The organism is Shinella granuli (assembly GCF_004341885.1).
GTDB lineage: Bacteria > Pseudomonadota > Alphaproteobacteria > Rhizobiales > Rhizobiaceae > Shinella > Shinella granuli.
The window spans coordinates 59,591-82,419 of the sequence record NZ_SLVX01000006.1; the positions used below are offsets into that span (position 1 = coordinate 59,591).

General features: G+C 66.0%; 18 protein-coding genes. 12 read left to right on the forward strand and 6 right to left on the reverse strand.

Annotated features, from left to right (window positions below; all coding sequences use genetic code 11):
* Positions 1 to 42 precede the first annotated feature (42 nt).
* From EV665_RS11885 to EV665_RS11920, 8 genes are all read left to right on the forward strand, one after another.
* Positions 43 to 1,542, forward strand: a complete 1,500-nt coding sequence (locus tag EV665_RS11885; RefSeq protein ID WP_133034287.1) for an amidohydrolase family protein — start codon at positions 43 to 45, stop codon at positions 1,540 to 1,542.
* Positions 1,543 to 1,693: 151 nt separating this feature from the next.
* Positions 1,694 to 3,049 carry an FAD/NAD(P)-binding protein gene (locus tag EV665_RS11890; RefSeq protein ID WP_133034288.1) on the forward strand — a complete coding sequence of 452 codons (1,356 nt, stop codon included), beginning with the start codon at positions 1,694 to 1,696 and terminating at the stop codon, positions 3,047 to 3,049.
* Between the two features lie 63 nt (positions 3,050 to 3,112).
* The gene (locus EV665_RS11895) at positions 3,113 to 3,577 is read left to right on the forward strand and encodes an RrF2 family transcriptional regulator (protein ID WP_064329128.1); all 465 of its coding nucleotides are present in this window, start codon (positions 3,113 to 3,115) and stop codon (positions 3,575 to 3,577) included.
* 69 nt (positions 3,578 to 3,646) lie between these two features.
* Positions 3,647 to 4,960, forward strand: coding sequence for an FAD/NAD(P)-binding protein (locus EV665_RS11900; RefSeq protein ID WP_162853043.1), 1,314 nt, complete (start codon positions 3,647 to 3,649; stop codon positions 4,958 to 4,960).
* Between the two features lie 243 nt (positions 4,961 to 5,203).
* Positions 5,204 to 6,229: a sulfate ABC transporter substrate-binding protein gene (locus EV665_RS11905; RefSeq protein ID WP_064329130.1), complete on the forward strand. Its 1,026-nt coding sequence runs from the start codon at positions 5,204 to 5,206 to the stop codon at positions 6,227 to 6,229.
* Between the two features lie 5 nt (positions 6,230 to 6,234).
* A complete protein-coding gene (gene cysT, locus EV665_RS11910) occupies positions 6,235 to 7,101 on the forward strand; it encodes a sulfate ABC transporter permease subunit CysT (RefSeq protein WP_064329131.1) in 867 nt (288 codons plus the stop codon).
* Positions 7,091 to 7,951 (forward strand): sulfate ABC transporter permease subunit CysW, encoded by an 861-nt coding sequence (gene cysW / locus EV665_RS11915; protein ID WP_133034290.1) that lies wholly within the window; start codon positions 7,091 to 7,093, stop codon positions 7,949 to 7,951. Before cysT ends, cysW begins: the two co-directional genes overlap by 11 nt.
* 18 nt (positions 7,952 to 7,969) lie before the next feature.
* Positions 7,970 to 9,022: a sulfate/molybdate ABC transporter ATP-binding protein gene (locus EV665_RS11920; protein WP_064329133.1), complete on the forward strand. Its 1,053-nt coding sequence runs from the start codon at positions 7,970 to 7,972 to the stop codon at positions 9,020 to 9,022.
* A 165-nt stretch (positions 9,023 to 9,187) separates the two neighbouring features.
* Here EV665_RS11920 and EV665_RS11925 read toward each other — a convergent pair whose 3' ends face one another.
* From EV665_RS11925 to EV665_RS11940, 4 genes are all read right to left on the reverse strand, one after another.
* On the reverse strand, positions 9,188 to 10,591 hold the full coding sequence (locus EV665_RS11925) for an amidohydrolase family protein (protein WP_133034291.1): 1,404 nt from the start codon (positions 10,589 to 10,591) through the stop codon (positions 9,188 to 9,190).
* A gap of 107 nt (positions 10,592 to 10,698) precedes the next feature.
* Positions 10,699 to 11,556, reverse strand: coding sequence for a LysR substrate-binding domain-containing protein (locus EV665_RS11930; RefSeq protein WP_133034292.1), 858 nt, complete (start codon positions 11,554 to 11,556; stop codon positions 10,699 to 10,701).
* A gap of 117 nt (positions 11,557 to 11,673) precedes the next feature.
* A complete protein-coding gene (locus EV665_RS11935; RefSeq protein WP_133034293.1) occupies positions 11,674 to 12,912 on the reverse strand; it encodes a saccharopine dehydrogenase family protein in 1,239 nt (412 codons plus the stop codon).
* 36 nt (positions 12,913 to 12,948) lie between these two features.
* On the reverse strand, positions 12,949 to 14,049 hold the full coding sequence (locus EV665_RS11940; RefSeq protein WP_064329136.1) for a carboxynorspermidine decarboxylase: 1,101 nt from the start codon (positions 14,047 to 14,049) through the stop codon (positions 12,949 to 12,951).
* Between the two features lie 533 nt (positions 14,050 to 14,582).
* Here EV665_RS11940 and EV665_RS11945 point away from each other — a divergent pair.
* Both EV665_RS11945 and EV665_RS11950 read left to right on the forward strand, forming a co-directional pair.
* Positions 14,583 to 16,832, forward strand: coding sequence for a heavy metal translocating P-type ATPase (locus tag EV665_RS11945; protein WP_133034294.1), 2,250 nt, complete (start codon positions 14,583 to 14,585; stop codon positions 16,830 to 16,832).
* Entirely contained in the window at positions 16,829 to 17,398 is a 570-nt protein-coding gene (locus EV665_RS11950; RefSeq protein ID WP_133034295.1) for an SCO family protein, read from the forward strand. Before EV665_RS11945 ends, EV665_RS11950 begins: the two co-directional genes overlap by 4 nt.
* Before the next feature lie 6 nt (positions 17,399 to 17,404).
* Here the strand turns inward: EV665_RS11950 and EV665_RS11955 are convergent, their stop codons facing one another.
* The gene (locus tag EV665_RS11955; RefSeq protein WP_064329140.1) at positions 17,405 to 17,821 is read right to left on the reverse strand and encodes a MerR family transcriptional regulator; all 417 of its coding nucleotides are present in this window, start codon (positions 17,819 to 17,821) and stop codon (positions 17,405 to 17,407) included.
* Positions 17,822 to 18,296: 475 nt separating this feature from the next.
* On the opposite strand from EV665_RS11955, the gene EV665_RS11960 reads away from it, so the two are divergent.
* Entirely contained in the window at positions 18,297 to 19,232 is a 936-nt protein-coding gene (locus EV665_RS11960) for a L,D-transpeptidase family protein (RefSeq protein ID WP_133034430.1), read from the forward strand.
* 14 nt (positions 19,233 to 19,246) lie between these two features.
* Positions 19,247 to 19,969 (forward strand): L,D-transpeptidase family protein, encoded by a 723-nt coding sequence (locus EV665_RS11965; RefSeq protein WP_133034296.1) that lies wholly within the window; start codon positions 19,247 to 19,249, stop codon positions 19,967 to 19,969.
* A 163-nt stretch (positions 19,970 to 20,132) separates the two neighbouring features.
* Here EV665_RS11965 and EV665_RS11970 read toward each other — a convergent pair whose 3' ends face one another.
* Positions 20,133 to 22,694, reverse strand: a complete 2,562-nt coding sequence (locus EV665_RS11970) for a GcvT family protein (protein ID WP_133034297.1) — start codon at positions 22,692 to 22,694, stop codon at positions 20,133 to 20,135.
* Positions 22,695 to 22,829 lie beyond the last annotated feature (135 nt).

Genomic DNA, 22,829 nt, shown 5'->3' on the forward strand with positions numbered 1-22,829 from the left:
GCGCGGCCCGCGCATGATCGATAGAACGATAGGACGAGCACCATGACGAGACTTCCCGTTTCCGGCCGCATCGACGGCCCGGTCCTTCTCACCGCCCGCTGGGTCGTCGGCCATCGTGATGGCCGCCATGTGATCTATGACGACGGCGTCGTCGTCTTCGAGGGCGACGAGATCGTCTTCGTCGGGCACGACTATCCGGGCGCGGTCGCCGAGCGCATCGACTACGGCAATGCCATCCTGTCGCCCGGCTTCGTCGATCTCGACGCGCTCTCCGATCTCGACACGACGGTGCTCGCCTTCGACAACCAGCCGTCCTGGAAGAAGGGCCGGGTCTGGCCGAAGAGCTACATGGACCGCGCCTACGAAATGTACACGCAGGAAGAGCTCGCCTTCCAGAAGCGCTACGCCTTCGCCCAGCTCATCCGCAACGGCATCACCACCGCGCTGCCCATCGCCTCGCTGTTCTACCGCGAATGGGGCGAGACGGATGCGGAATTCTCCGCCGCCGCCGATGCCGCGCATGAGCTCGGCCTGCGCGTCTATTTCGGCCCGGCCTACCGCTCCGGCAACAGCTATGTCGACGAGAACGGCAAGATCGCCTTCTTCTACGACGAGGAGCGCGGCTTCCGCAGCCTTGCCGAATCGCTCGCCTTTGCCGAGCGCATCGAGGGGCTGGCCTCGCCGCTGGTGCGCGCCATGCTGGCGCCGGACCGCCTCGAGACCAACACGCCGGACCTTTTGCGCCGCACGGCGGATGCCGGCCGCGATCTCGATATCCCGATCCGCCAGCATTGCTGCCAGTCGGGGCTCGAATTCGACCGCATCACCGGCGCCTACGGCATGACGCCGCTGGAATGGATGGATTCCCTCGGCGTGCTGAACGAGCGCATGCTGTTGCCGCATGGCGAATATGTCGCGGGCACGCGCAATGTCGATCGCCCCGGCCGCGACCTGGATATCCTGAAGAATGCCGGCGCGACGCTGGTGCATTGCCCGGTCGTCTCGGCCCGCCACGGCGGCTTCATGGACAGTTTCTCGAAGTTTCGCGACATGGGCGTGCGCATCGGCCTCGGCACGGATACCTGGCCGCCGGATTTCATCCAGAACATGCAGATCGGCATCTTGCTTTCGCGGGTGACGGACGGCTCGATCGAGAGCGTGCGCGCGGAACACTATTTCGACGCCGGGACGCTCGGCGGCGCCGATGCCCTGAGACGGCCCGATCTCGGCCGCCTGCAGGCCGGCGCGAAGGCCGACATCATCGTCATCGACATGGGCCACGACCGCATCGGCCATGTCATAGACCCGATCCAGACGCTGATGATGTCGAGCTCCGGCCGCGACGTCACCAATGTCGTCATCGACGGCAGGTTCGTCATGGTCGATGGCCGGATCCCCGGCTTCGATGCCAAGGCGGAACAGGCGCGGGCGCAGCGCCAGTTCGACGGCCTCGTCGCCCGCTATCCCGAGCGCACCTACGGTCATCCTCCCGTCGAGGAGATTTTTTCCTCCGCCTATCCGCGCCTCGGCCGGAAGGGATGAGGCCAATCCCAGGTTCCGGCGGGAGGAGAGCCGCCGGAACCTGCGCCGCATTCCGGCCGTTTCCCTTTGCGCACCGTGCTTGATAATAGTCTATAGATTTACTGGATAAATCTCGCTAGAGTGTCGGCACGGTCTTCGCAGGAGGAAATGCATGACGCTGCAAACGGATGTGGCCATCATCGGCTCGGGTTACTCGGCTGTCGCTTTGGCGCTGAATCTCGTCGATCTCCTGCCGCCGACGGCAAAGGTCAGCCTGGTCGGCAAGGCGGCCGGGCAGGGCCGGGGCATTGCCTATGCCACCAAGGCGGAATGCCACCTCCTCAACGTGCCGGCCGGCCGCATGAGCCTTTTTGCCGACCGGCCGAACCATTTCCTCGCCTGGCTCGCCGGGCAGGGCTATCCCTGGTCGGCCGACGATTTCGTGCCGCGCCGCATCTACGGCACCTATGTGCGCCATTGCCTCGACGAGACGATGAAGCGCACCGGAAACCGCGCCGCGCTCACCCTTGTCGACGCCGAAGCGCTGGGTGCCGAGGCCTTGCAGGATGGCGGGCTCGTCTTCACGCTTTCCGACGGGGAACGGCTGTCGGCCCGCGTCTCGGCGCTCTGCACGGGAGCCGGCACGCGCCGTCTGCCGCTGCCGGAGGCGGCGATCCCGGCCGCGGCGCGGCCCTTCGTCGTCGAGGATCCCTGGGCCGATGCCTGGTGGGAGCGTCTGCCGGCGGATGCGGATGTGCTCTTCGTCGGCACGGGCCTCACCACAATCGACCAGTTGCTGCTGCTGAAGCGCCGCGGCTTTCGCGGCACCATGCATGCCCTGTCGCGGCACGGCCTGTTGCCGCAGCCGCATCTCGCCCACCGGGCCGATCCGGTGGAGACGGTGCTCGTTCCGGGTGGGGGCGAGGTCAGCGCGATGCTCGCGGCCCTGCGCAGGCAGGCCGAGGGAGCGACGGACTGGCGCGCCGTCATGGATGGCCTGCGGCCAGTCACGCAGGATCTCTGGAAGGGCTGGACCGCCGCCCAGCGCAGCCGTTTCCTGCGCCATGCCGCCTCCTTCTGGAATGTCCACCGCCACCGCATGGCCCCGGCCGTCGCCGAGGAGATCGAGGCCTTGCGCCGGTCCGGACAGCTCGTCATCCACCGTGGCCGGCTGGACGCGCTGCGCCTTGCGGACGGACGGCTTGCCGCCGTTCTGCGCGACGGTACGCCGCTGGCGGCCCATCTGGTCGTAAACTGCACCGGTCTCGACCGATGTACGGTTGCCGCCTCGCCGCTGCTGACGAGCCTTGCCGATCGCGGCCTCCTCCAGCCCGATCCGCACGGCCTCGGCATCCGCGTCGATGACGCGGCGGCGGTTCGTGCCGGCGAAGGCGTCGGCAGGACACGCCTCTACGCCCTCGGCCCGCTCACCGCCGGCCATAGCTGGGAGATCACGGCCGTTCCCGATATCCGCGTCCAGGCGCGCGCCGTCGCAGCAAGCATCAATGCCGAGGTCGTCGCCGGATGACGAAGGGCTCCGGCGCCCCGAGCGGCGTGCCGGTTCCGCGCCTTCAGCGCGCGGCCTGACGCCATGATCGCGCTGAAATCGAAATACGCCCTGCGTGCGCTCATCGCGCTGGCGCGCGCCGGTCCGGGCGAAACCCTGCAGATCGGCACCATCGCCGCGCGCGAGGCGATCCCGAAGAAGTTCCTCGAACAGATCCTGCTCGACCTCAAGCATGCCGGCCTCGTCGCCAGCCGCAGGGGCCAGCACGGCGGCTATCACCTGCTGCGCGCGCCGCAGGAGATCGCCTTCGGCGAGGTGCTGCGCATCCTGGAAGGCCCCTTCGTGCCGCTCGCCTGCCTTGCCAATGGCGGGCACCGGCGCTGCGCCGATTGCCGCGACGAGCGCCTTTGCGCCGTGCGCCGCGTCTTCGCGAAGGTGGCCGCCGCATCCGGCGAAATCCTCGACGGCACGACGCTGGCGGATGTCCTGTCCGACCCTGCCGAAAGGCCGGACGGCGAGCGGCCGTCAATTATTCTAGTAAAAAGGTAGAAAATTATCGGACGCTACGCTATCATGGCGATCGGGCGTCTCGGATCATCGAGAGGGAAAGGACAGCGCATGTTCTTCGAAAGGGCCGTCAGGGAAGAGGGCGCGCGGCCGGCAGGCCTGCCGGTCATGCGCATCGCTGTCATCGGCGCCGGCCCGTCCGGCCTTGCCACGACCATCGCGCTGATGCGGCGGTTCCATCGCCCCTTCGAGGCCTGGCTGATCGATGCCGAGGATGCGCCGGGCGCCTTCGCCGACGGCGCGGCCGGCCGGGCGCTGACGACGGAACCGGCGCGCGATCTTTCCGTCGTGCCGGATCGTCCGGACGATTTTTGCGACTGGCTGAAATCGGGCCTGCTTTCCGGCGGCGCCGTTGCGGCGCTGCGCGGGGCGCAGGACCTGCATGTGCCGCGCAGCCTGTTCCGCGACTATGTCATGGCCCGTTTCGCCGAGGCGCTGAGCTTGCGCCGGGACGTGTGCATCCGTACCTTCCGCGGCACCGTGCGCCATATCGGCGATTGCGCGGAAGGGCTGCGCATCGGTTTTCGCGATGGGGAATGCGCAGATTTCGACCATGTCGTCGTCGCCACCGGTTTCGGCATCGCCCAGCGCGAGGCGGCCTCCTGGCGTAGTGCGCGGGCCGCCGCCGAACGGCTGTCGCAGGCAGAGGTCCCGCCGCCGCTGACGCTGGTCGGCAACGGTCCGCGCCTTGCCGCCATCCTGCTCGATCTCAGGGCCGAGGGTTATGCCGGCGATATCCATGTCGCGGCCGCCGCGGGCCGCCTGCCGCAGCCGCACGGCCAGGGTGAAGGCGGCATGACGCTCGGTGTGCCGCCCGCCACCCGCTCCCTGAAGGACGCCTTCCGCTATATCCGCAAGGAGTGTAGCGCCGCGGAGGCGCAGGGCGGCGGATGGCAGACCGTCGTCGACGCCGCCTCCGCTCGCCTTTCCGTCGTCTGGCGCCATCTGCCCCAGGCCGAGCGCAACCACTACCGACGGCATCTCCTCGGCCTGCACCGGCACTTTTCCATCCGCATCGCCCGTGACATCCATCGCCGCCTTGCCGGCGAGTTCGAGACCGGCCGCACCCGCTTCGTGCCGCCCTGCGATCCGAAATCCTCCGGCGAAAACACCATAGACTGTCGCGAGATACCGTCGGCCCGCGCGCTCGCCGGCTTGCTCGGCCGCGATGCCGCGGCGCTCACCGTCGATGATTGCGGCCGTCTCGTCAGCCATGAGGAGGTGCTGTGCGGCCTGTCCGTCGTGGGCGCCGTCGCCTCCAGCCTGCGGCCCGGCCCGTTCACCTTTGCCGAAACGGTGCGGCAGGCCTATCGGGCCGTGCTGGATATCCAGACGCAGGGCCTTGCCCGCGTCTCGCAGCGCTGAAGACGTGTTCGCCGCGAAAAAAGCTTCGGCGAGATGGCAAATCCGGTGGTTTTTCGCGGATGCATTTTGCTTGCGGGGGCGGATTAGCCGGATGAAATATTCGTCCTTTGCGGGATTCCACAGGTCTTCCGTTGCGTGCTTCCGGCCTGTTTGAAACCCGTTTTGCAAGTTGCAGAGGCGTTGTTGACTAACTCTACTAATTCACTAGGGTTTGTGTGGGATAAAAATCCAAGGAGGTTGGAGATGTCGATATTGGCCAAACGGTTCGGGGCTTTGATCGTGGGTGCCGGGCTTGCGCTCGGCGGGGTGACGGGGGCGTTCGCACAGACGACGCTGCTCAATGTCTCCTACGACCCGACGCGTGAGTTCTATAAGGAATACAACGAAGCCTTCGCCAAGCACTGGAAGGCGGAAACGGGCGAAGACGTCACGATCCAGCAGTCGCATGGCGGTTCGGGCAAGCAGGCGCGCGGCGTGATCGACGGCCTGGAGGCCGACGTGGTGACGCTGGCGCTCGAAAGCGACATCAACGCGATCGCGGAAAACACCGACAAGCTCGCCAAGGACTGGCGCGGCCGGCTGGCGAACAATTCCTCGCCCTATACCTCGACCATCGTCTTCCTGGTGCGCAAGGGCAATCCGAAGGGCATCAACAACTGGGGCGACCTGGTGAAGGACGACGTGCAGATCGTCACCCCGAACCCGAAGACCTCGGGCGGCGCCCGCTGGAACTACCTGGCGGCCTGGGCCTGGGCGAATGAGGAATTCTCCGGCGACCAGGACAAGATCAAGGCCTACATCGCCGAACTCTTCAAGCGCGCGCCGGTTCTCGATACGGGTGCCCGCGGGTCGCTCACGACCTTCGCGCAGCGCCAGATCGGCGACGTGCTGCTTGCCTGGGAAAATGAGGCCTATCTCGCAGGCGCCGAGTTCGGCGCGGATTCCTTCGACATCGTCTGGCCGCCGATCTCGATCCTCGCCGAGCCGCCGGTCACTGTGGTCGACGGCAATGTCGACGCCAAGGGCACCCGCAAGCAGGCGGAAGCCTACCTGGAATACCTCTACTCGGACGAGGGCCAGAATCTTGCGGCCAAGCACTACTATCGCCCGTCCAAGCGCGATGTGGTGGCGCCCGAGTTGCTCAAGCAGCTTCCCGACATTAAGCTGGTCACCATCGACGACCCGATCTTCGGCGGCTGGGTGAAGGCACAACCCGAGCATTTCGGTGACGGCGGCGTCTTCGACCAGATCTACAAGCCGGGGAACTGATACCTTTGACGACTTCTGCTGCTGCTTCTTCCGGGCGGTGGCGACTGAGACAGCCGAGCGTTATTCCGGGTTTCGGACTGACGCTCGGCTTTTCGCTCGCCTATCTGACCCTCATCATCCTCATCCCTCTGGCCGGCCTCGTCTGGCGCTCGGCCGGGCTATCGGGCGCGGAATTCCTCGCCATCCTTTCGGACCAGCGCACCCTCAATGCGCTGAAGGTCTCCTTCGGCACGGCCTTCATTGCCGCGCTCGTCAATGTCGTCTTCGGCGTCATCGTCGCCTGGGTCATCGTGCGCTACGAGTTCCCCGGCCGGCGCATCGTCGATGCCATCGTCGATTTGCCGTTCGCACTGCCGACGGCCGTCGCCGGCATCTCGCTTGCCGCGCTCTACGCGCCGAACGGCTGGATCGGCCAGGTCCTCAACCTCTTCGGCATCAAGGCGGCCTTCAATCCGACCGGCATCGTCATCGCGCTCATCTTCATCGGCCTGCCCTTCGTGGTGCGCACGGTGCAGCCGATCATGGAGGAGATCGACCGCGAGGTGGAAGAGGCGGCCGCGACGCTCGGCGCGGGCCGTTTCCAGACCATTTCCCGGATCCTGCTGCCGGGTCTCTCCCCGGCGATCCTGACGGGATTCGCGCTCGCCTTCGCCCGCGGCGTCGGCGAATACGGTTCGGTCATCTTCATCGCGGGCAACATTCCCTACGTCTCGGAAATCGCGCCGCTGCTCATCGTCATCCGCCTGGAAGAGTTCAACTACGGCGCGGCGGCGGCCATCGCCACCATCATGCTGGGGCTCTCCTTCGCCATGCTGCTGTTCATCAACCTCGTCCAGGCCTGGAACCGCCGGAGGTACGGCCATGGCGCATAGGTCCTTTCGCCTGCGCTCCCCGACGACGGAGGCGCCGCTTGCACGCTATACGCTGATGGCGGTCGCCTTCCTCTTTCTGGCGCTCTTCCTCATCCTGCCGCTCGTCGCCGTGTTCATCGAGGCCTTCCGCAAGGGCGCGGGCGAGTTCTTCCTCTCGCTCGACGATCCCGATACGCTGGCCGCGATCCGCCTGACGCTCACCGTCGCCGGCATCGCCGTGCCGCTCAACCTCGTCTTCGGCGTGGCGGCGGCCTGGGCCATCGCCAAGTTCGAGTTCAAGGGCAAGGCGTTCCTGACGACGCTGATCGACCTGCCGTTCTCCGTCTCGCCGGTCATTTCCGGCCTGGTCTATGTGCTGCTCTTCGGCGCCGGCAGCGCGCTCGGGCCCTGGCTCAAGAGCCACGGCATCGAGATCCTGTTCGCCGTGCCGGGCATCGTGCTCGCCACCGTCTTCGTCACCTTTCCCTTCGTCGCGCGCGAGCTGATCCCGCTGATGCAGGAGCAGGGCACGGGCGACGAGGAGGCGGCTTTGTCGCTCGGCGCCTCCGGCTGGCAGACCTTCTGGTACGTGACGCTGCCCAACATCAAGTGGGGCCTGCTCTACGGCGTCCTGCTCTGCAATGCGCGCGCCATGGGCGAGTTCGGCGCGGTCTCGGTGGTCTCCGGCCATATCCGCGGCCTCACCAACACGATGCCGCTGCATGTCGAGATCCTGTACAACGAGTACAATTTCGTCGCCGCCTTCGCGGTGGCCTCGCTCCTCGCCGCGCTCGCCCTCGTCACGCTCGTCGTCAAGACGGTGCTCGAACTTCACTACGGCGCGGAAATCGCCGCCGGCCGCAAGCATTGACCTGAAAGGCACGCCCGTATGGACGTCAGTGTAAAAAACATCCGCAAGGAATTCGACCGATACCCGGCGCTCAACGATGTCTCGCTCGACATCCGCTCCGGCGAACTCATCGCGCTTCTCGGCCCTTCCGGCTCCGGCAAGACGACGCTCCTGCGCCTCATCGCCGGCCTTGAGCAGCCGACCCTCGGGAAGATCTATTTCGGCGCCGAGGACGCCTCGCACCGGACGGTGCAGGAACGCCATGTCGGCTTCGTCTTCCAGCATTATGCGCTCTTCCGCCACATGACGGTCGCAGACAACATCGCCTTCGGCCTCACCGTGCGCCCGCGCGGACAGCGGCCGGACAAGGCGGAGATCCGCCGCCGCGTCGGCGAGCTCCTGGAGATGGTGCAGCTCTCGGGCCTCGAAAAGCGCTATCCGAACCAGCTTTCCGGCGGCCAGCGCCAGCGCGTGGCGCTCGCCCGCGCCATGGCGATCGAGCCGAAGGTGCTGCTGCTCGACGAGCCTTTCGGCGCGCTCGATGCCAAGGTGCGCAAGGAGCTGCGCCGCTGGCTGCGCGAGTTCCACGATCGCACCGGGCACACCACGGTCTTCGTCACCCATGACCAGGAAGAAGCCCTCGAACTTGCCGACCGCGTCGTGGTGATGAGCCAGGGCGCGATCGAGCAGGTCGGTTCCTCGGACGATGTCTATGATCGTCCGAACTCGCCCTTCGTCTTCTCCTTCATCGGCGACAGCGCCAGCCTTCCCGTCACCGTGACGGACGGCGCGATGCTCTTCCAGGACGAACCGATCGGCATTGCCCCGAAGCCGCGCGACATCCAGGGCGGCAACGGCACGCTCTTCTTCCGCCCGCAGGACGTCGCCCTCGTCGCCGATCCGGCAGCCCCCGCGCTCGAAGGCCGCGTGGCCACCTCCCGCCGCCTTGCCGGAACCCGCATCGCCGATCTCGACATCGGCAAGCCCGGCGAGGCGCACCATGTCGAGATCGAGGTGCCGCTGGAAGCGTCGGCTGCGACCGGCACGGTGCTGCGCTTCCGCCCGACGCGCTGGAAGACCTTCGCGGAATGAAAGAAGGCCGGCGCAGGACGCCGGCCTTTTTGTGCGGATCAAGTCCGCCAACCTCTCCTCCGTCATCCTCGTCCTCGGGTTCAACCCGAGGACGAGGATGACAATGGTGGATGGGGCGAGGGTGTGTGCGCAATCCGGGGGCGGCGCCAACCTCGATCCCGGTCGTCAGCTCGATGCCTTCCCCACGCCGCCGGAAACCAGGCGCCCCTTGTGGAACGTCGCGGTGCGGGCGGGCAGGCGGGCGACGGCTTCGGCCGAGCAGCTTGCCGTGGTCAGCGAGAAGCCGGCCTCGTCGCCGGGCTTCGGCCAGGCGCGGTTGCCGTCCTCGTCGAGCGGCAGCACGCCGCCGGTCGAGATAGCGAGTGCGCGCGACAGATGGTACTCGTCCGAGCCGCGATAGAGCTGGGCGTAGAGATAGGCCTTTTCCAGCATGTCGCCGCTGCCGAAGGGCGACCAGTGGTCGATCACGCTGTCGGTGCCGGTCATGACGAAGACGCCGGCCCTGGAAAGCTGCGGCAGCGGCATCATCAGCCCGCCGATCGGCACGGTCGAGGCGATGGTCATGCCGTTCGCCGCAAGCCGGGCCGCCGTCTCCTCCAGCTTTTCCGGCGACAGCGTCGTCAGCGCGAAGGCATGGCTGATCGTCACCTTGTCCTTCAGCGCCGGGTTCTTCTCCACCGTGTCGATCATGTAGTCGATCGCCGCGACGCCCGCCGGGCTCGTCTCGTGCAGGTGGATGTCGATGCCCTTGCCGGTATCGAGTGCGATCTGGAACATGGCGTCGAGCGACGTTTCCATGGCGCCGTCGACATTGGTCGGGTCGAGGCCGCCGACATAGTCGACACCCAACTGCATCGCCTCGCGCATCAGCCCGTCCACCTTGGAATGCAGGAGCCCGTGCTGCGGGAAGGCGACGATCTCGCAGGTAAAGTCGTCCTTGTGCTTTTCCAGCGCCAGCATCAGGTGTTCGAGGCTTTTCAGGCCGCTGACCGGATCGATGTTGCAATGGCTGCGGGCGATCGTGCTGCCCTTGGACTGCACGAGGGCGATGAGGCCCTCGGCGCGCTCGACGGAGGTCGGCAGCAGTTGGGGCAGCAGCGTCTCTTCGAGCGCGATCATGTCCATGATCGTCTTGCCCTGGCGCGGGCGCGGGGCCTGCCAGGGACCGCCATAGAAGGTCTTGTCGAGATGGATGTGCATGTCGCGCATGGTGGGCAGCGCCAACTGGCCGTTCGCCTGGTAGGTCGGCAGGCCCGCCGGCAGGCTCGCGCCGGCGCCGTGCAGCGCGGCGATCCTGCCGTCCTTGATTTCCAGCGTGTGGAGCGCCGTGCGGGTGGCGACGATCACGTCGCCGTCCTTCTCGAAACCCTCCTCCAGCCGCACGTCGGCGATGAGGTAATGGCTGTCTTGCACAGACGTCACGGTGTTCTCCTGACCGCAATCGGTCGTCTTGGCTGCGGCGTCACGGCTCACGCCGCCGGTCAAGCCGGCGACGGCGGCCGCGGTGGTGAGCTGGCCTGTGCGGCTCAGGAAGGCCCTGCGGCTCTGCGATACGGCGTGTTGCAACATCGTCTCCTCGTCAAGCATGGAATGGATGGTGCCATTCTAGGAAACGCGGCCGCCTGATGGCAGCGACATTTGAAAATGCTGGCTATTCGATTTCCCACTGGCGGGGCTCAGCGCACCAGCCCGCAGAAAGCGATGAGCCGTTCGGCAAGGTCCAGCGCCACGGGCGTGGCGGTGTCGCGGTAGAACAGCGCGAGTTCGAAATCCTTGACGGGCGGCAGGCGCTCGGCAGCGCCGAGCACGCGGTGCGAGGGCAGGCGGCAGCTTGCCGGCAGCAGGCTGATGCCGAGCCCCGCGGCGGACGCCGCGGCCAGTGCCGCGAGGCCCCCGCCGCTGTAGCTGACGCGCCAGCGGATGCCGAGCCTGTCGAGCGCACCGCACAGTTCCTCGCGGTAAAGGCCATTCACCGGGAAGACCGCGATCGGCACCGGCGACTGCTCGATGGCGGGATGCGCCTTGCTGTCGAGCCAGAGCAGCGGCTCCGGCCGCGCGGCGCGCGGCAGGTGCACCCGGCGCTGCTTGACGAGCACGAGGTCGAGCTCTTCCTGTTGGTAGGCGCGGTGAAGATCGGGGCTGAGCCCGCTCGTCACGTCGAGCCGCAGATGCGGATGTTCGCGCTTGAAGGCGGCGAGCAGGTCCACCGTCGGCACGGTGAAATCCTCGGGCATGCCGAGCCGCAGCACCCCGTCGCGCCACGGGCCGGTCAGCGCGTCATGCGCTTCCTCGTTGAGCGCGATGATGCGGCGGGCATAGCTGAGCAGCTTGATGCCTTCCTCGGTGAGATGCACTTCATGCGAGGTGCGCTCGAACAGCGCCCTGCCGAGCAGTTCCTCCAGCCGGCGCACCTGCTGGCTGACGGTCGATTGCGACAGCGACACCCGGTCGGCCGCACGCGTGAAGCTCGCGGTTTCGCAGACCGCCACGAAGCTGATCAGAAGCTGCGGGCTGAACATGGGGTAACGATTCATTCTTCCGCCGCCGCCGGTTGGTCCTGGCTCTTCGTAGCCGGTCGGCGCGCGTTCCACAACGACCGGGTCGTGCGGAGGGGCCGGCCGCGCGAGAGGAGGCGCGGCCGGTCTTGATGCTTAGAAGCTGACGGCGCGGTCGCCGTCCTCGTCCTTTATGCGGGTCGGCAGGCCGATCCGGTTCAGCAGGTTGATGAAGGGCTTCGGCGGCAGTTCTTCCACGTTGGCCATCTTCTTCACGTCCCATTCGCCGGTGGCCACGAGCATCGCGGCGGCGACCGGCGGCACGCCGGCGGTATACGAGATGCCCTGCGACCCGACTTCCTCATAGGCTTCCTTGTGGTCGGCCACGTTGTAGATGAAGACGGTCTTTTCCTTGCCGTCCTTCAGGCCCTTCACATAGTCGCCGATGCAGGTCTTGCCTTCATAGCCGGGGGCGAGCGACGCCGGATCCGGCAGCACGGCCTTGACGACCTTGAGCGGCACGACTTCGAGGCCCTCGGCGGTCTTGACCGGCTGCTCGGAGAGGAGGCCGAGGCTCTTCAGCACGGTGAAGACATTGATGTAGTGGTCGCCGAAGCCCATCCAGAAGCGTACGTTCGCGCCGTCCATGTTCTTGGCCAGCGAATGCACCTCGTCATGGCCGCAGAGATAGGCGCGGCGCGTGCCGACGACCGGCAGGTCGTAATCCTTGCCGATCTCGAACATCTTGTTCGTCTGCCACTGGCCGTTCTGCCAGGAATAGACGACGCCGGTGAATTCGCGGAAGTTGATTTCCGGGTCGAAGTTCGTGGCGAAGTATTTTCCATGGCTGCCGGCATTGATGTCGACGATGTCGACGTCGGTCACCTTGTCGAGATATTCGTCCTTGGAGAGCTTGGCATAGGCGTTGACGACGCCCGGGTCGAAGCCGGCGCCGAGGATGGCGGTGATGCCCTTCTCCTCGCATTCGGCCGCGCGCTTCCACTCGTAGTTTCCGTACCACGGCGGGGTCTCGCAGATCTTGCCCGGCTCCTCGTGGATCGCGGTGTCGATATAGGCGACGCCCGTATCCATGCAGGCGCGCAGTACCGACATGTTGAGGAAGGCGGTGCCGACATTGATGACGATCTCGGACCTGGTGGAGGTGATCAGCGCCTTGGTCGCTTCGATATCGAGGGCGTCGAGCGCATGGCCTTCGAGCACGCCGGCCTCTTTCATCGCCTTCTTCTCATGGACCGACGCGATGATCTTGTCGCACTTCGCCTTGGTGCGCGATGCAATGTGGATGTCGCCGAGCACGTCGTTGTTCTGGGCGCATTTGTGCGCCACGACCTGTGCGACGCCGCCGGCGCCGATGATGAGCACGTTCTTCTTCATTTCGGGTTATATCTCCTTCTACCCGTTCAGGACGCCTCAGGAGAGGCTTTCTTCATAGTCCGCGTAGGTGAATTCGCGGACGGTTTTGATCTCGCCGTCCAGTTCGCGGATGGCGATCGCCGGCATTTTCACGCCATTGAACCAGTTCTTCTTGACCATCGTATAGCCGGCCGCATCCTGGATGGAGATGCGGTCGCCGACCTTCAGTTCGTTCTCGAAATCGAACTCGCCGAAGATGTCGCCGGCCAGGCACGACTTGCCGCAGATCATGTAGCGGTGCGGCCCGGTGTTCGGGGAAAGCTTGGCCTTCTCCCGGTAGATCAGCAGGTCCAGCATGTGGGCCTCGATCGACGAGTCGACGATGGCAAGGTCCTTGCCGTTGTTCAGAAGGTCGAGCACCGTCGTTTCGAGCGTGGTCGACTTGGTGATCGAGGCTTCGCCCGGCTCCAGATAGACCTCGACGCCGTATTCGCCGGCAAAGCGCTTCAGCCGCTCGGCGAATTTTTCCAGCGGATAGGTTTCACCGGTGAAGTGGATGCCGCCGCCCAGACTCACCCATTCGGCCTTCTTCAGGAGCGGCGCGAACTTCTCCTCGATTACGCCGAGCATGCGGTCGAACAGGTCGAAATCGCCGTTCTCGCAGTTGTTGTGGATCATGAAGCCGGAAATGCGGTCCATGACCGGCTCGACCTTGTTCACATCCCATTCGCCGAGGCGCGAGAAGGGGCGGGCCGGATCGGCGAGATCGAAGCTCGAGGAGGAGATGCCGGGATTGAGCCTGAGGCCCCGGACGATGCCGGCGGCCTTGTCGGCAAAACGGTCGAGCTGGGCGATCGAGTTGAAGATGATCTTGTCGGCGTGGCTGACGACCTCGTCGATCTCATAGTCCGCATAGGCGACGGAATAGGCATGCGTCTCCTTGCCGAAGCGCTCGTGGCCAAGGCGCACTTCGTTGAGCGAGGAGGAGGTCGTGCCGTCCATGTAGTCGCGCATGAAGTCGAAGACCGACCAGGTGGCGAAGCACTTCAGCGCCAGCAGCGCCTTGGCGCCGGAGCGTTCGCGAAGAAGCGCGATCTTTTCCATGTTGGCGAGCAGCTTCGACTTGTCGATCAGATAATAGGGTGTCGTCAGGGACATGCTGGACCTGTCTTCTTGGAGTGTGCCGGCCGCCGGCAAAAGCCGGCAACGCGATAGAAACGCGAGGCGAGGGAGGCGCAGACCTCCCGCTCTCGCGTGGATTTCGGAAAGGGAGCCGGAAGTTACGGTATCGTCGTGCGGACACGGCGATATGACAGCGCTTTCGCGCTGTTGCCCCGCTCGCGGTGTCTCGTCGGGAAAAGAGCAGGCAGGCGCGGCGTCTTGACCGGCCGCACGGGGCGGGTCGGCGCAACGGCGTCAAAGCCAGAGCGTGCCGCCGGGGCACACATCGAAAAGCGTTCTTCCGTTCGGGGGGCGTCGACCGAGCCCATCCCCGATTGGAAGAGGGCGTCGCAAGACATGGCGTCCTCCCCAACCAGCAGATGAAACCTGCAATAAGTGGGGGCTCTGTAGCACAGCGCGGCCATGGATTTCAATGCACCTCTTTTTGCGCGATTTCGCGTTTTTCGCTCTTGCACCTCTAGTCGCTAGAGGTCGTAGAACCTCTTCACGAGACGAAAGAGGAATCTACGATGTCCGATGTGAAAGAGACCCGGTTCCGGGTGGGCGGCATGGATTGCGCCTCCTGCGCCAGCAAGATCGACACGGCGGTGCGCCGCATGCCGGGGGTTGCGGAGGTTTCCGTTTCCGTCACCGCCGGCACCATGCGCGTGCAGCACGATGCGACCAGCGACCTGGAGGCGATCCGCCGCAAGGTTTCCGGGCTCGGCTATTCGGTGACGCCGGCCGCGGAGGACGCGGAAAAGTCTGCCGCAGAACATGTGCACGGCCCCGGCTGCAACCACGACCATGGACACGGCCACAAGCACGATCACGGCCATGATCATGCCGGTCACGACCATAAGCCGAAGGCGTCGGCCGTCGAGGGGTTGCATGGCCATGACCATGGCCCCTCCGAAGGGCCGTGGTGGAAGGGCAGGAAGGGGCGGCTGACCATCCTTGCCGGCGCGGCGCTGGTCGTCGCCTACGGCGTCGGCCATCTCTTCCCGGCCATCGAGACCTATGCCTTCGTCATCGCCATGTTCGTCGGCCTCGTGCCGATCGCCCGGCGCGCCATCATGGCCGCGCTGGCCGGCACGCCGTTTTCCATCGAGATGCTGATGACCATCGCCGCCGTCGGTGCCGTGATCATCAACGCGACCGAGGAGGCCGCCGCCGTGGTCTTCCTCTTCCTCGTCGGCGAACTGCTGGAGGGCGTCGCCGCCGGCAAGGCACGCGACAGCATCCGCTCGCTCTCCGCCCTCGTGCCGAAGACCGCGCTTCTGGAAGACGGCGGCCGGACGACGGAGGTGCCGGCCGAGGGACTGGCCGTCGGCGCGGTCATCCTCGTGCGCCCCGGCGACCGCATTTCCGCCGACGGCACGATCATCGACGGCGAGAGCGCCATCGACGAGGCGCCCGTGACCGGGGAAAGCACGCCGGTGCGCAAGGAGGTCGGCGATACCGTCTTCGCCGGCACGGTGAACGGCGAAGCGGCCCTGCGCGTGCGCGTCACCGCGGCGGCGGCGGACAACACCATCGCCCGCGTCGTCAAGCTGGTCGAGGAGGCCCAGGAATCCAAGGCCCCGACCGAGCGCTTCATCGACCGTTTCTCCAAATACTACACGCCCGGCGTCGTGGTGGTCGCCGCGCTTGTCGCGATCATCCCCCCGCTCTTCTTCGGCGGCGTGTGGAGCGAGTGGGTCTACAAGGGGCTTGCCGTGCTGCTGATCGGCTGCCCCTGCGCGCTGGTCATCTCGACGCCGGCGGCGATCGCCGCCGCGCTTTCCGCCGGCGCCCGTCGCGGCCTCCTGATGAAGGGCGGCGCGGTGCTGGAAGGCCTCGGCAAGCTCACCGCCATCGCCTTCGACAAGACCGGCACGCTGACCGAGGGCAAACCTGTTGTCACCGACATCGTCGCCTTCTCGACTCTGGCCGACGAGGTGCTGCGCCTTGCCGCCGCGCTGGAGGCCGGCTCCAGCCATCCGCTGGCGCTCGCCATTCTCGGCAAGGCAGCGGCGGAGGGCATCGCGCCGCCGGTCGCAGGCGGCGCGCGGGCGCTCGGCGGCAAGGGTGTTGCCGCCACCGTCGAGGGCAGGGAGGTCTTCCTCGGCTCGCCCAGGGCCGTCGCCGAGACGGTGACGCTTTCCGACGAGGTGAAGACCGCCACCGCCGCGCTCAACGACGACGGCAAGACCGTCTCCATGCTGGTGGTCGACGGCGTGCTCGCCGGCGCCATCGCCATGCGCGACGAGCCGCGCCCCGATGCGGCCGCCGGCCTCAAGGCACTGAAGGATGCCGGTATCCGGACCATCATGCTGACCGGCGACAATGCCCGCACGGCAAAAGCCGTCGGCGCGGAACTCGGCATCGAGGTGCGCGCCGAGCTGATGCCCGAGGACAAGCAGCGCATCGTCGGCGAGTTGCAGCGCGAAGGCTATGTCGTCGGCAAGATCGGCGACGGCATCAACGACGCCCCGGCGCTCGCCGCCGCCAATGTCGGCATCGCCATGGGCGGGGGCACCGACGTGGCGCTGGAAACGGCCGATGCCGCCATCCTGCATGGCCGCGTCGGCGACGTCGCGCTGATGACGGATCTGTCGCAGCGCACCATGCGCAACATCGTCCAGAACATCGTCATCTCGCTCGGCCTCAAGGGCGTGTTCCTGGTGACGACCGTCGTCGGCATCACCGGCCTCTGGCCGGCGATCCTCGCCGATACCGGCGCCACCGTGCTCGTCACGCTGAATGCGCTCCGTCTCCTGCGGCCGATCAGGGGATGAGGCGCCGGACGCTCCTTGGCCTTGCCGCAGGTCTTGCCGCGATCGTCGCCGTGACGGTCGCGGCAAGGGCGCCGTCCGGCGAGGCCACAAAACGGCGTGTCTTCGAACTTGAGACCGTCGACGGCCAGCCCTTCCGCTCCGCCGATCTGGCCGGAAAACCCTATCTGGTCTTCTTCGGCTTTACCCATTGCCCGGATGTCTGCCCGACCGCACTCTTCGAACTGTCGGGCCTGTTGAAGGACATCGGCCCGGCGGCGGATCGCATCACGCCGCTCTTCATCTCCATCGATCCCGGGCGCGACACCGCGGACCTGCTGAAGCTCTACATGACCTCCTTCGATCCGCGCATCATCGCGCTTCGCGGCGACGCGGCCCAGACGAAGAAGGCGGCGGATGCCTTTTCGGCCTTCTACAGGAAGGTGCCGACCGCCTCGGACAGCTACACGATGGAGCACACCGTCGGCCTCTTCCTCATCCGTGCGGACGGGCGGCTGCAGGGCATGCTGGACATGCACGAGCCGCGCGAAACCCAGCTTCGGAAGCTGAGACTGCTTGCGGGCGCCTGACCGCGCTCAGTCGTGATCGTCGTGGCAGAGGTCGTGGTTGGCGAGCGCCCGGATGACGTAGCAGTCGCTGATCTGGTCGGAATGGCAATGGCTGGTGATGCGCTCCAGCTCGGCCTCCAGCTTGCGCAGCCGGGCGATCTTGCGCCGCACGGTGGCGAGCTGTTCGGCGGCGATGCGGTCGGCATCGCGGCAGGGGCGTTCGGGGTGCTGGCTGAGATCGATCAGCGCGCGGATGGCATCGATGGTGAGGCCGAGATCGCGCGCATGGCGGATGAAGGCGAGGCGCTCGCGCTCCTCGCTGGAATAGCGCCGCTGGTTGCCTTCCGAGCGCTCGGCAGGGGAGATGAGGCCCATCTGCTCGTAGTAGCGGATGGTGGGAACCTTGACGCCCGTGGCCTTGGAAAGATCGCCGATCGTCAGCATCGCCTCTGCCTCTTAGAATGTAGCTACGCCACAGATGTGCCGGGATTGTCGGCAAATCAAGTCTTCCTTGCCGTCGGCCCGGTCCGGTGCCCGGGAAAGTATCCGCTAACGATTTGTTGTTCGCCGTGTGATCGTCGCCCGACGAAAATCGATAGATCGGGACTTGATGCTCAAGGGGCTTGAGGTTTTATGCTCCCGCGGCGGCTGGTGCTTCGGATTCGGGGTGCATGCCGGGGCATGATGCCGCGCTGGGCCGCTCGCGGCCACAAGATTAACGAAGTTCTAAGCAATCGCTTGGAATCTGTATCCCGAGATGCGCCGCCCCTCGAACCGGCGCGCCCGGACCTCCAACAACCGAAAACGACCCATGTTTGCGCTTCGCCATCGTCTTTCCCGTGAAACCGCCCGCCTGCGCCTGCCGCTTCTTGCGCGGCTTGTCGCCGCCGCCGTCGCCGGCGGCCTGCTTGCCGGCTGTATGGCCATGGATGTCGCCTCGCTCGCCGAGGCGCCGCAGCTTTCCAGCAAGGTGAAGGCGGAGATGGCGAAGAAGAAGATGCGGCCGGAAAGCCCCGTTCTGGTGCGCATCTTCAAGCAGGAAAGCGAGCTGGAGGTCTGGAAGGTCGATGCGAGCGGCCAGTATGCGCTGTTCAAGACCTATCCGATGTGCCGCTGGTCCGGCAAGCTCGGCCCGAAGAAGAAGAGCGGCGACCGCCAGGCGCCGGAAGGCTTCTACCATGTCTCGGCCGGCATGCTGAACCCGAACTCGCAATATTACGTCTCCTTCAACCTCGGTTATCCGAACAGGCTGGAATCGGCGCTCGGCTATACCGGCGAGGCGCTGATGGTGCATGGAGCCTGCTCGTCCTCCGGCTGCTACGCGATGACCGACCAGGGCGTCGGCGAGATCTACGCCATCGTGCAGCGGGCGCTGGAGGGCGGGCAGCAGCGTTTCCAGGTGCAGGCCTATCCCTTCCGCATGACGACGCAGAACATGGCCAAGCACCGCGGCGATCCGAACATGCCGTTCTGGCGCACGCTGAAGGAGGGCTACGATGCCTTCGCCTTCACGCGCAAGCAGCCGAAGGTCTCCGTCTGCGGCGGCCGCTATGTCTTCAACACGGAATTCGACGGCGGCGAGCCGAGCGATCCGCTGGCGCAATGCCCGGCGGCGGTGAGCGAGCCGGCGACCGATCTCGTCGCCAAGCTCGGCGCGGAACAGAAGAGGCTCGATGCGGCGCTTGCCACCACGACGACGGTGTCGAGTTTTGCCTATATGGACGGCGGCATGCATCCGAGCTTCCGCACGCTCCTGAAGCAGCAGGGTGCGAAGGGCCTGGCCGCCCGCATCTCGCGCACGAAATATCCGGTCAGCCGGCCCGAAGCCGCCTTGGCCGATCCCTATGACGATTGACGCGAGGACATGTATTGACTGGTGAAAGCGTAAGCCGCCGATCCTTCCTGCTTGGCGGGGCGGGATTGGCAACCACCGTTCTGGCCGGCTGCACGACGCCGGTGCGCGAGCGGGTCGCCGTCGAGCCCGAACCGGTCGATACCAGCATCTACGCCGCCATGTACGGGCCGAAGCCGGACGAGCAGTTCCCGCTGCCGGCCATTCCCTACCAGAAGATCGACCGGCGCTTCTATCGCCAGATGGTGCCGAACCCGACCGGCGAGCGCCCCGGCGTCATCGTCGTCGATACGGCGAACCACTTCCTCTACCTCACCTACGAGGACGGCCAGGCCATGCGCTATGGCGTCGGCCTCGGCCGCGCCGGCTTCGAATGGGCCGGCCGCGGCGTCATCCAGTACAAGCGGCAATGGCCGCGCTGGACCCCGCCGGACGAGATGGTCGCCCGCCAGCCGGAGCTGGAGCCCTACAGCATCGCGAACGGCGGCATGGAGCCGGGCCTGAAGAACCCGCTCGGCGCCCGCGCGCTCTATATCTTCCAGAACAAGGAAGACACGCTCTACCGCATCCACGGGTCTCCGGAATGGTGGACGATCGGCAAATCCGTCTCCTCCGGCTGCGTGCGCATGCTGAACCAGGACGTCATCGATCTCTACGACCGCGTGCAGAACGGCACGCCCATCCTGGTGCTCGGCACCGCCGCCGTCGCGGCTGCGGGTAACGGCGTGACGTCGTTCTGAGACCGGCGGTTTTAACCTCTCTTCCGTCATGGTCGGGCTTGACCCGACCATCCACACCTCGCTCGCCGCCTGGATCCTCGGCTCAAGGCCGAGGATGACGGGGAGGGGGCGCGGTTTGTCAACAAAAGGGGCCGGCAGCCCCGTCGTTTGACGGGGCGGCGTTTTACGTGCGCGGCTTCAGGTTTTCCGGGTCGTACAGCGGCTTGTAGCCGATGCCGACCACCTCGACCGGGTAGGTCTCGGCGAAATACTCGATCTCAAGCTTGCGGCCTTCCTGGCAATAGGCGTGCGGAAGGTAGGCGAGCGCGATGTTCTTGCCGACGGTCGGGCCGAAGGCGATGGAGGTCGTGTAGGAGCGGCGGCCGAGCTCGTCGACCAGCACCTCGCCGGTCGCGGGGTCGATGACCGGCAGGTTGCCGAGCGGGTAGCGCTTGACACCGTTCCTGTCGGTATTGTCCGTCATGACGAGCGTGCACAGCATGGCGGGCTGGTGGTCGCGTGCCTTGTATTCCAGGTGCTTGGCCTTGCCGCGGAAATCCGCTTCCTTGACCTTCGGGCGGGCGAGATCGGCCTCGATGAGGTTGTACTGGGTGAGAAGGTCGGCGTTCTGGAGACGCAGGCTCTTTTCCATGCGGCGCGAATTGGCATAGGTCTCGACGCCGAAGGCCATGACGCCCGTGGCGCGCAGCGCATCCCAGACGGCAAGGCCGTCCTCGTATTTCATGTGCAGCTCCCAGCCCTGCTCGCCGACATAGGAGATGCGGAAGGCGGTGACCGGCCTGCCGGCGATCTCGATCGGCTTGATCGCGGCGAACGGGAAGTTCCCGATATCGAGGCCGGCCGGATCCGCCACCACCTTCTTCAGCGTCTCGCGGGCGTTCGGCCCCCAGATGCCGATGGTGATGAACTTCTCCGAGACGTCGGTGATGGTGACGTCGAGCCCGCGGTCTTCGGCGACGCGCTTCATGTAGTGGAAGTCGCGCGGGCCGGCATCGGCGCCGTTGACGAGGCGGCAGCGGTCGGCCATGCGGAAGACGGTGAAGTCGGCGCGCACCATGCCCTCGTCGTCGAGGAAGTGGGTGTAGATGCCCTTGCCGATATTCGCGTCGCCGCCGATCTTGGCCGCGCAGAGCCATTCCAGCAGCTCGACATGGTCGGGCCCTTCGATATCCACCATGTGGAAATGCGAGAGGTTGACGATGCCGCAATCCTCGCTCATCGCCAGATGCTCGGCATTCGACACGCGCCAGAAATGGCGGCTGTCCCATTCGTTCTCGCGCACCGGCACCCGGTCGCCGTATTTTTCCAGCAGGTGCTCGTTGGCGGCGTAGCCATGCGCACGTTCCCAGCCGCCGAGCTCCATGAAGTAGCCGCCGAGCTCGACCTCGCGCTCGTAGAAGGGCGAGCGCTTGACGTTGCGGCCGGTGGCATAGGGCTCGCGGGTGTGCACGGCCGGGAAGTAGATCTTCTGGGCAGCCTCGTAGGTGCGGCCCTCGATGAACTTCTCTTCGAGCTGGTGCGGGTAGAAGCGGGCATAGTCGATCGAGTTGTGGTCGATCTCCGTGCGGCCGTCCGTCATCCAGTCGGCGATCAGCTTGCCGTAGCCGGGGCCGTCCTTCACCCAGATGGCGACGCAGTACCAGAGGCCGCGCACCTTCTGGCTCTCGCCGCAGGAGGGGCCGCCGGCGGCGGAAACCTGCAGGAGGCCGTTGAAGGAATGGCCCTCGTTATAGCCGAGCTCGCCGAGGATCGGCGTCAGCTCCATGGCCTTTTCGAGCGGCTCGAGGATCTGCTCCATGTCGAGGTCGCGCTGCGAGGGGGAGAGGCGCGCCTCGTGCTTTTCGAGAATGTCGCGCGGATGGCACAGGCGCGGATTGGTGGTCTCGTAATAGCCCCACTCGATCTGGCCGCCCTCGGTGGTCTTCGGGTCGCCCGTATCGCGCATATAGGCGGAGTTGCCCTGGTCGCGCAAAAGCGGGAAGCCGATCTCCTTGCCGGTGCCTTCGAACTCGTTGTAGGGGCCGAAGAAGGTGAGGGGATGGTCGACCGGCATGACCGGCAGGTCCTCGCCGACCATCTCGGCGATCAGGCGGCCCCAGATGCCGGCGCAGACGATGACATGGTCGGCCATGATCGTGCCGCGATGGGTGACGACGCCCTTGATGCGCCCGCCCTCGACGATCAGCGACTGGGCCGGCGTGTTGCCGTAGACCTGCAGCTTGCCGGATCTTTCGGCGGCGTCGACCAGCTTGCCGGCAACCGTCTGCGAGCGCGGCACGACGAGGCCGGCGTCCGGGTCGAACAGGCCGCCCATCACCTGGTCTTCCTCGATCAGCGGGAACTTCTCCTTGATCTCGGCCGGCGAGACATAGTGCGCGCGCGTGCCGAAAGCCCGGGCGGAGGAAAGCTTGCGCTTGATCTCCTCCATCCAGGCATCGTCGCCGGTGCGCGCGACCTCCAGGCCGCCGATGCGGGCGTAGTGGCCCATCTTCTCGTAGAAATCGATCGAATACTGGGTGGTCCAGACCGAAAGATAGTCGTGGCTCGTCGTGTAGCAGAAGTCCGAGGCATGCGCCGTCGAACCGATGTCGGTGGGAACGCCCGACTTGTCGATACCCACGATATCGTCCCATCCCCGCTCGATGAGATGATGGGCGATCGATGCGCCCACGATGCCACCCAAACCGATGATGACGACCTTCGCCTGTTGCGGAAACTCTGCCATGTGCTGGACCCCGATGAAATATTGCGGCCGATTTTAGGGCCTGCTTGCCTGCCAGTGCAGCCTGTCTGCGACTCGCCAGCGACCAGTTCCGACAGTCGCCGGAGCCGGACCGGTCGCAGGCCCCTCCTGCCGGCG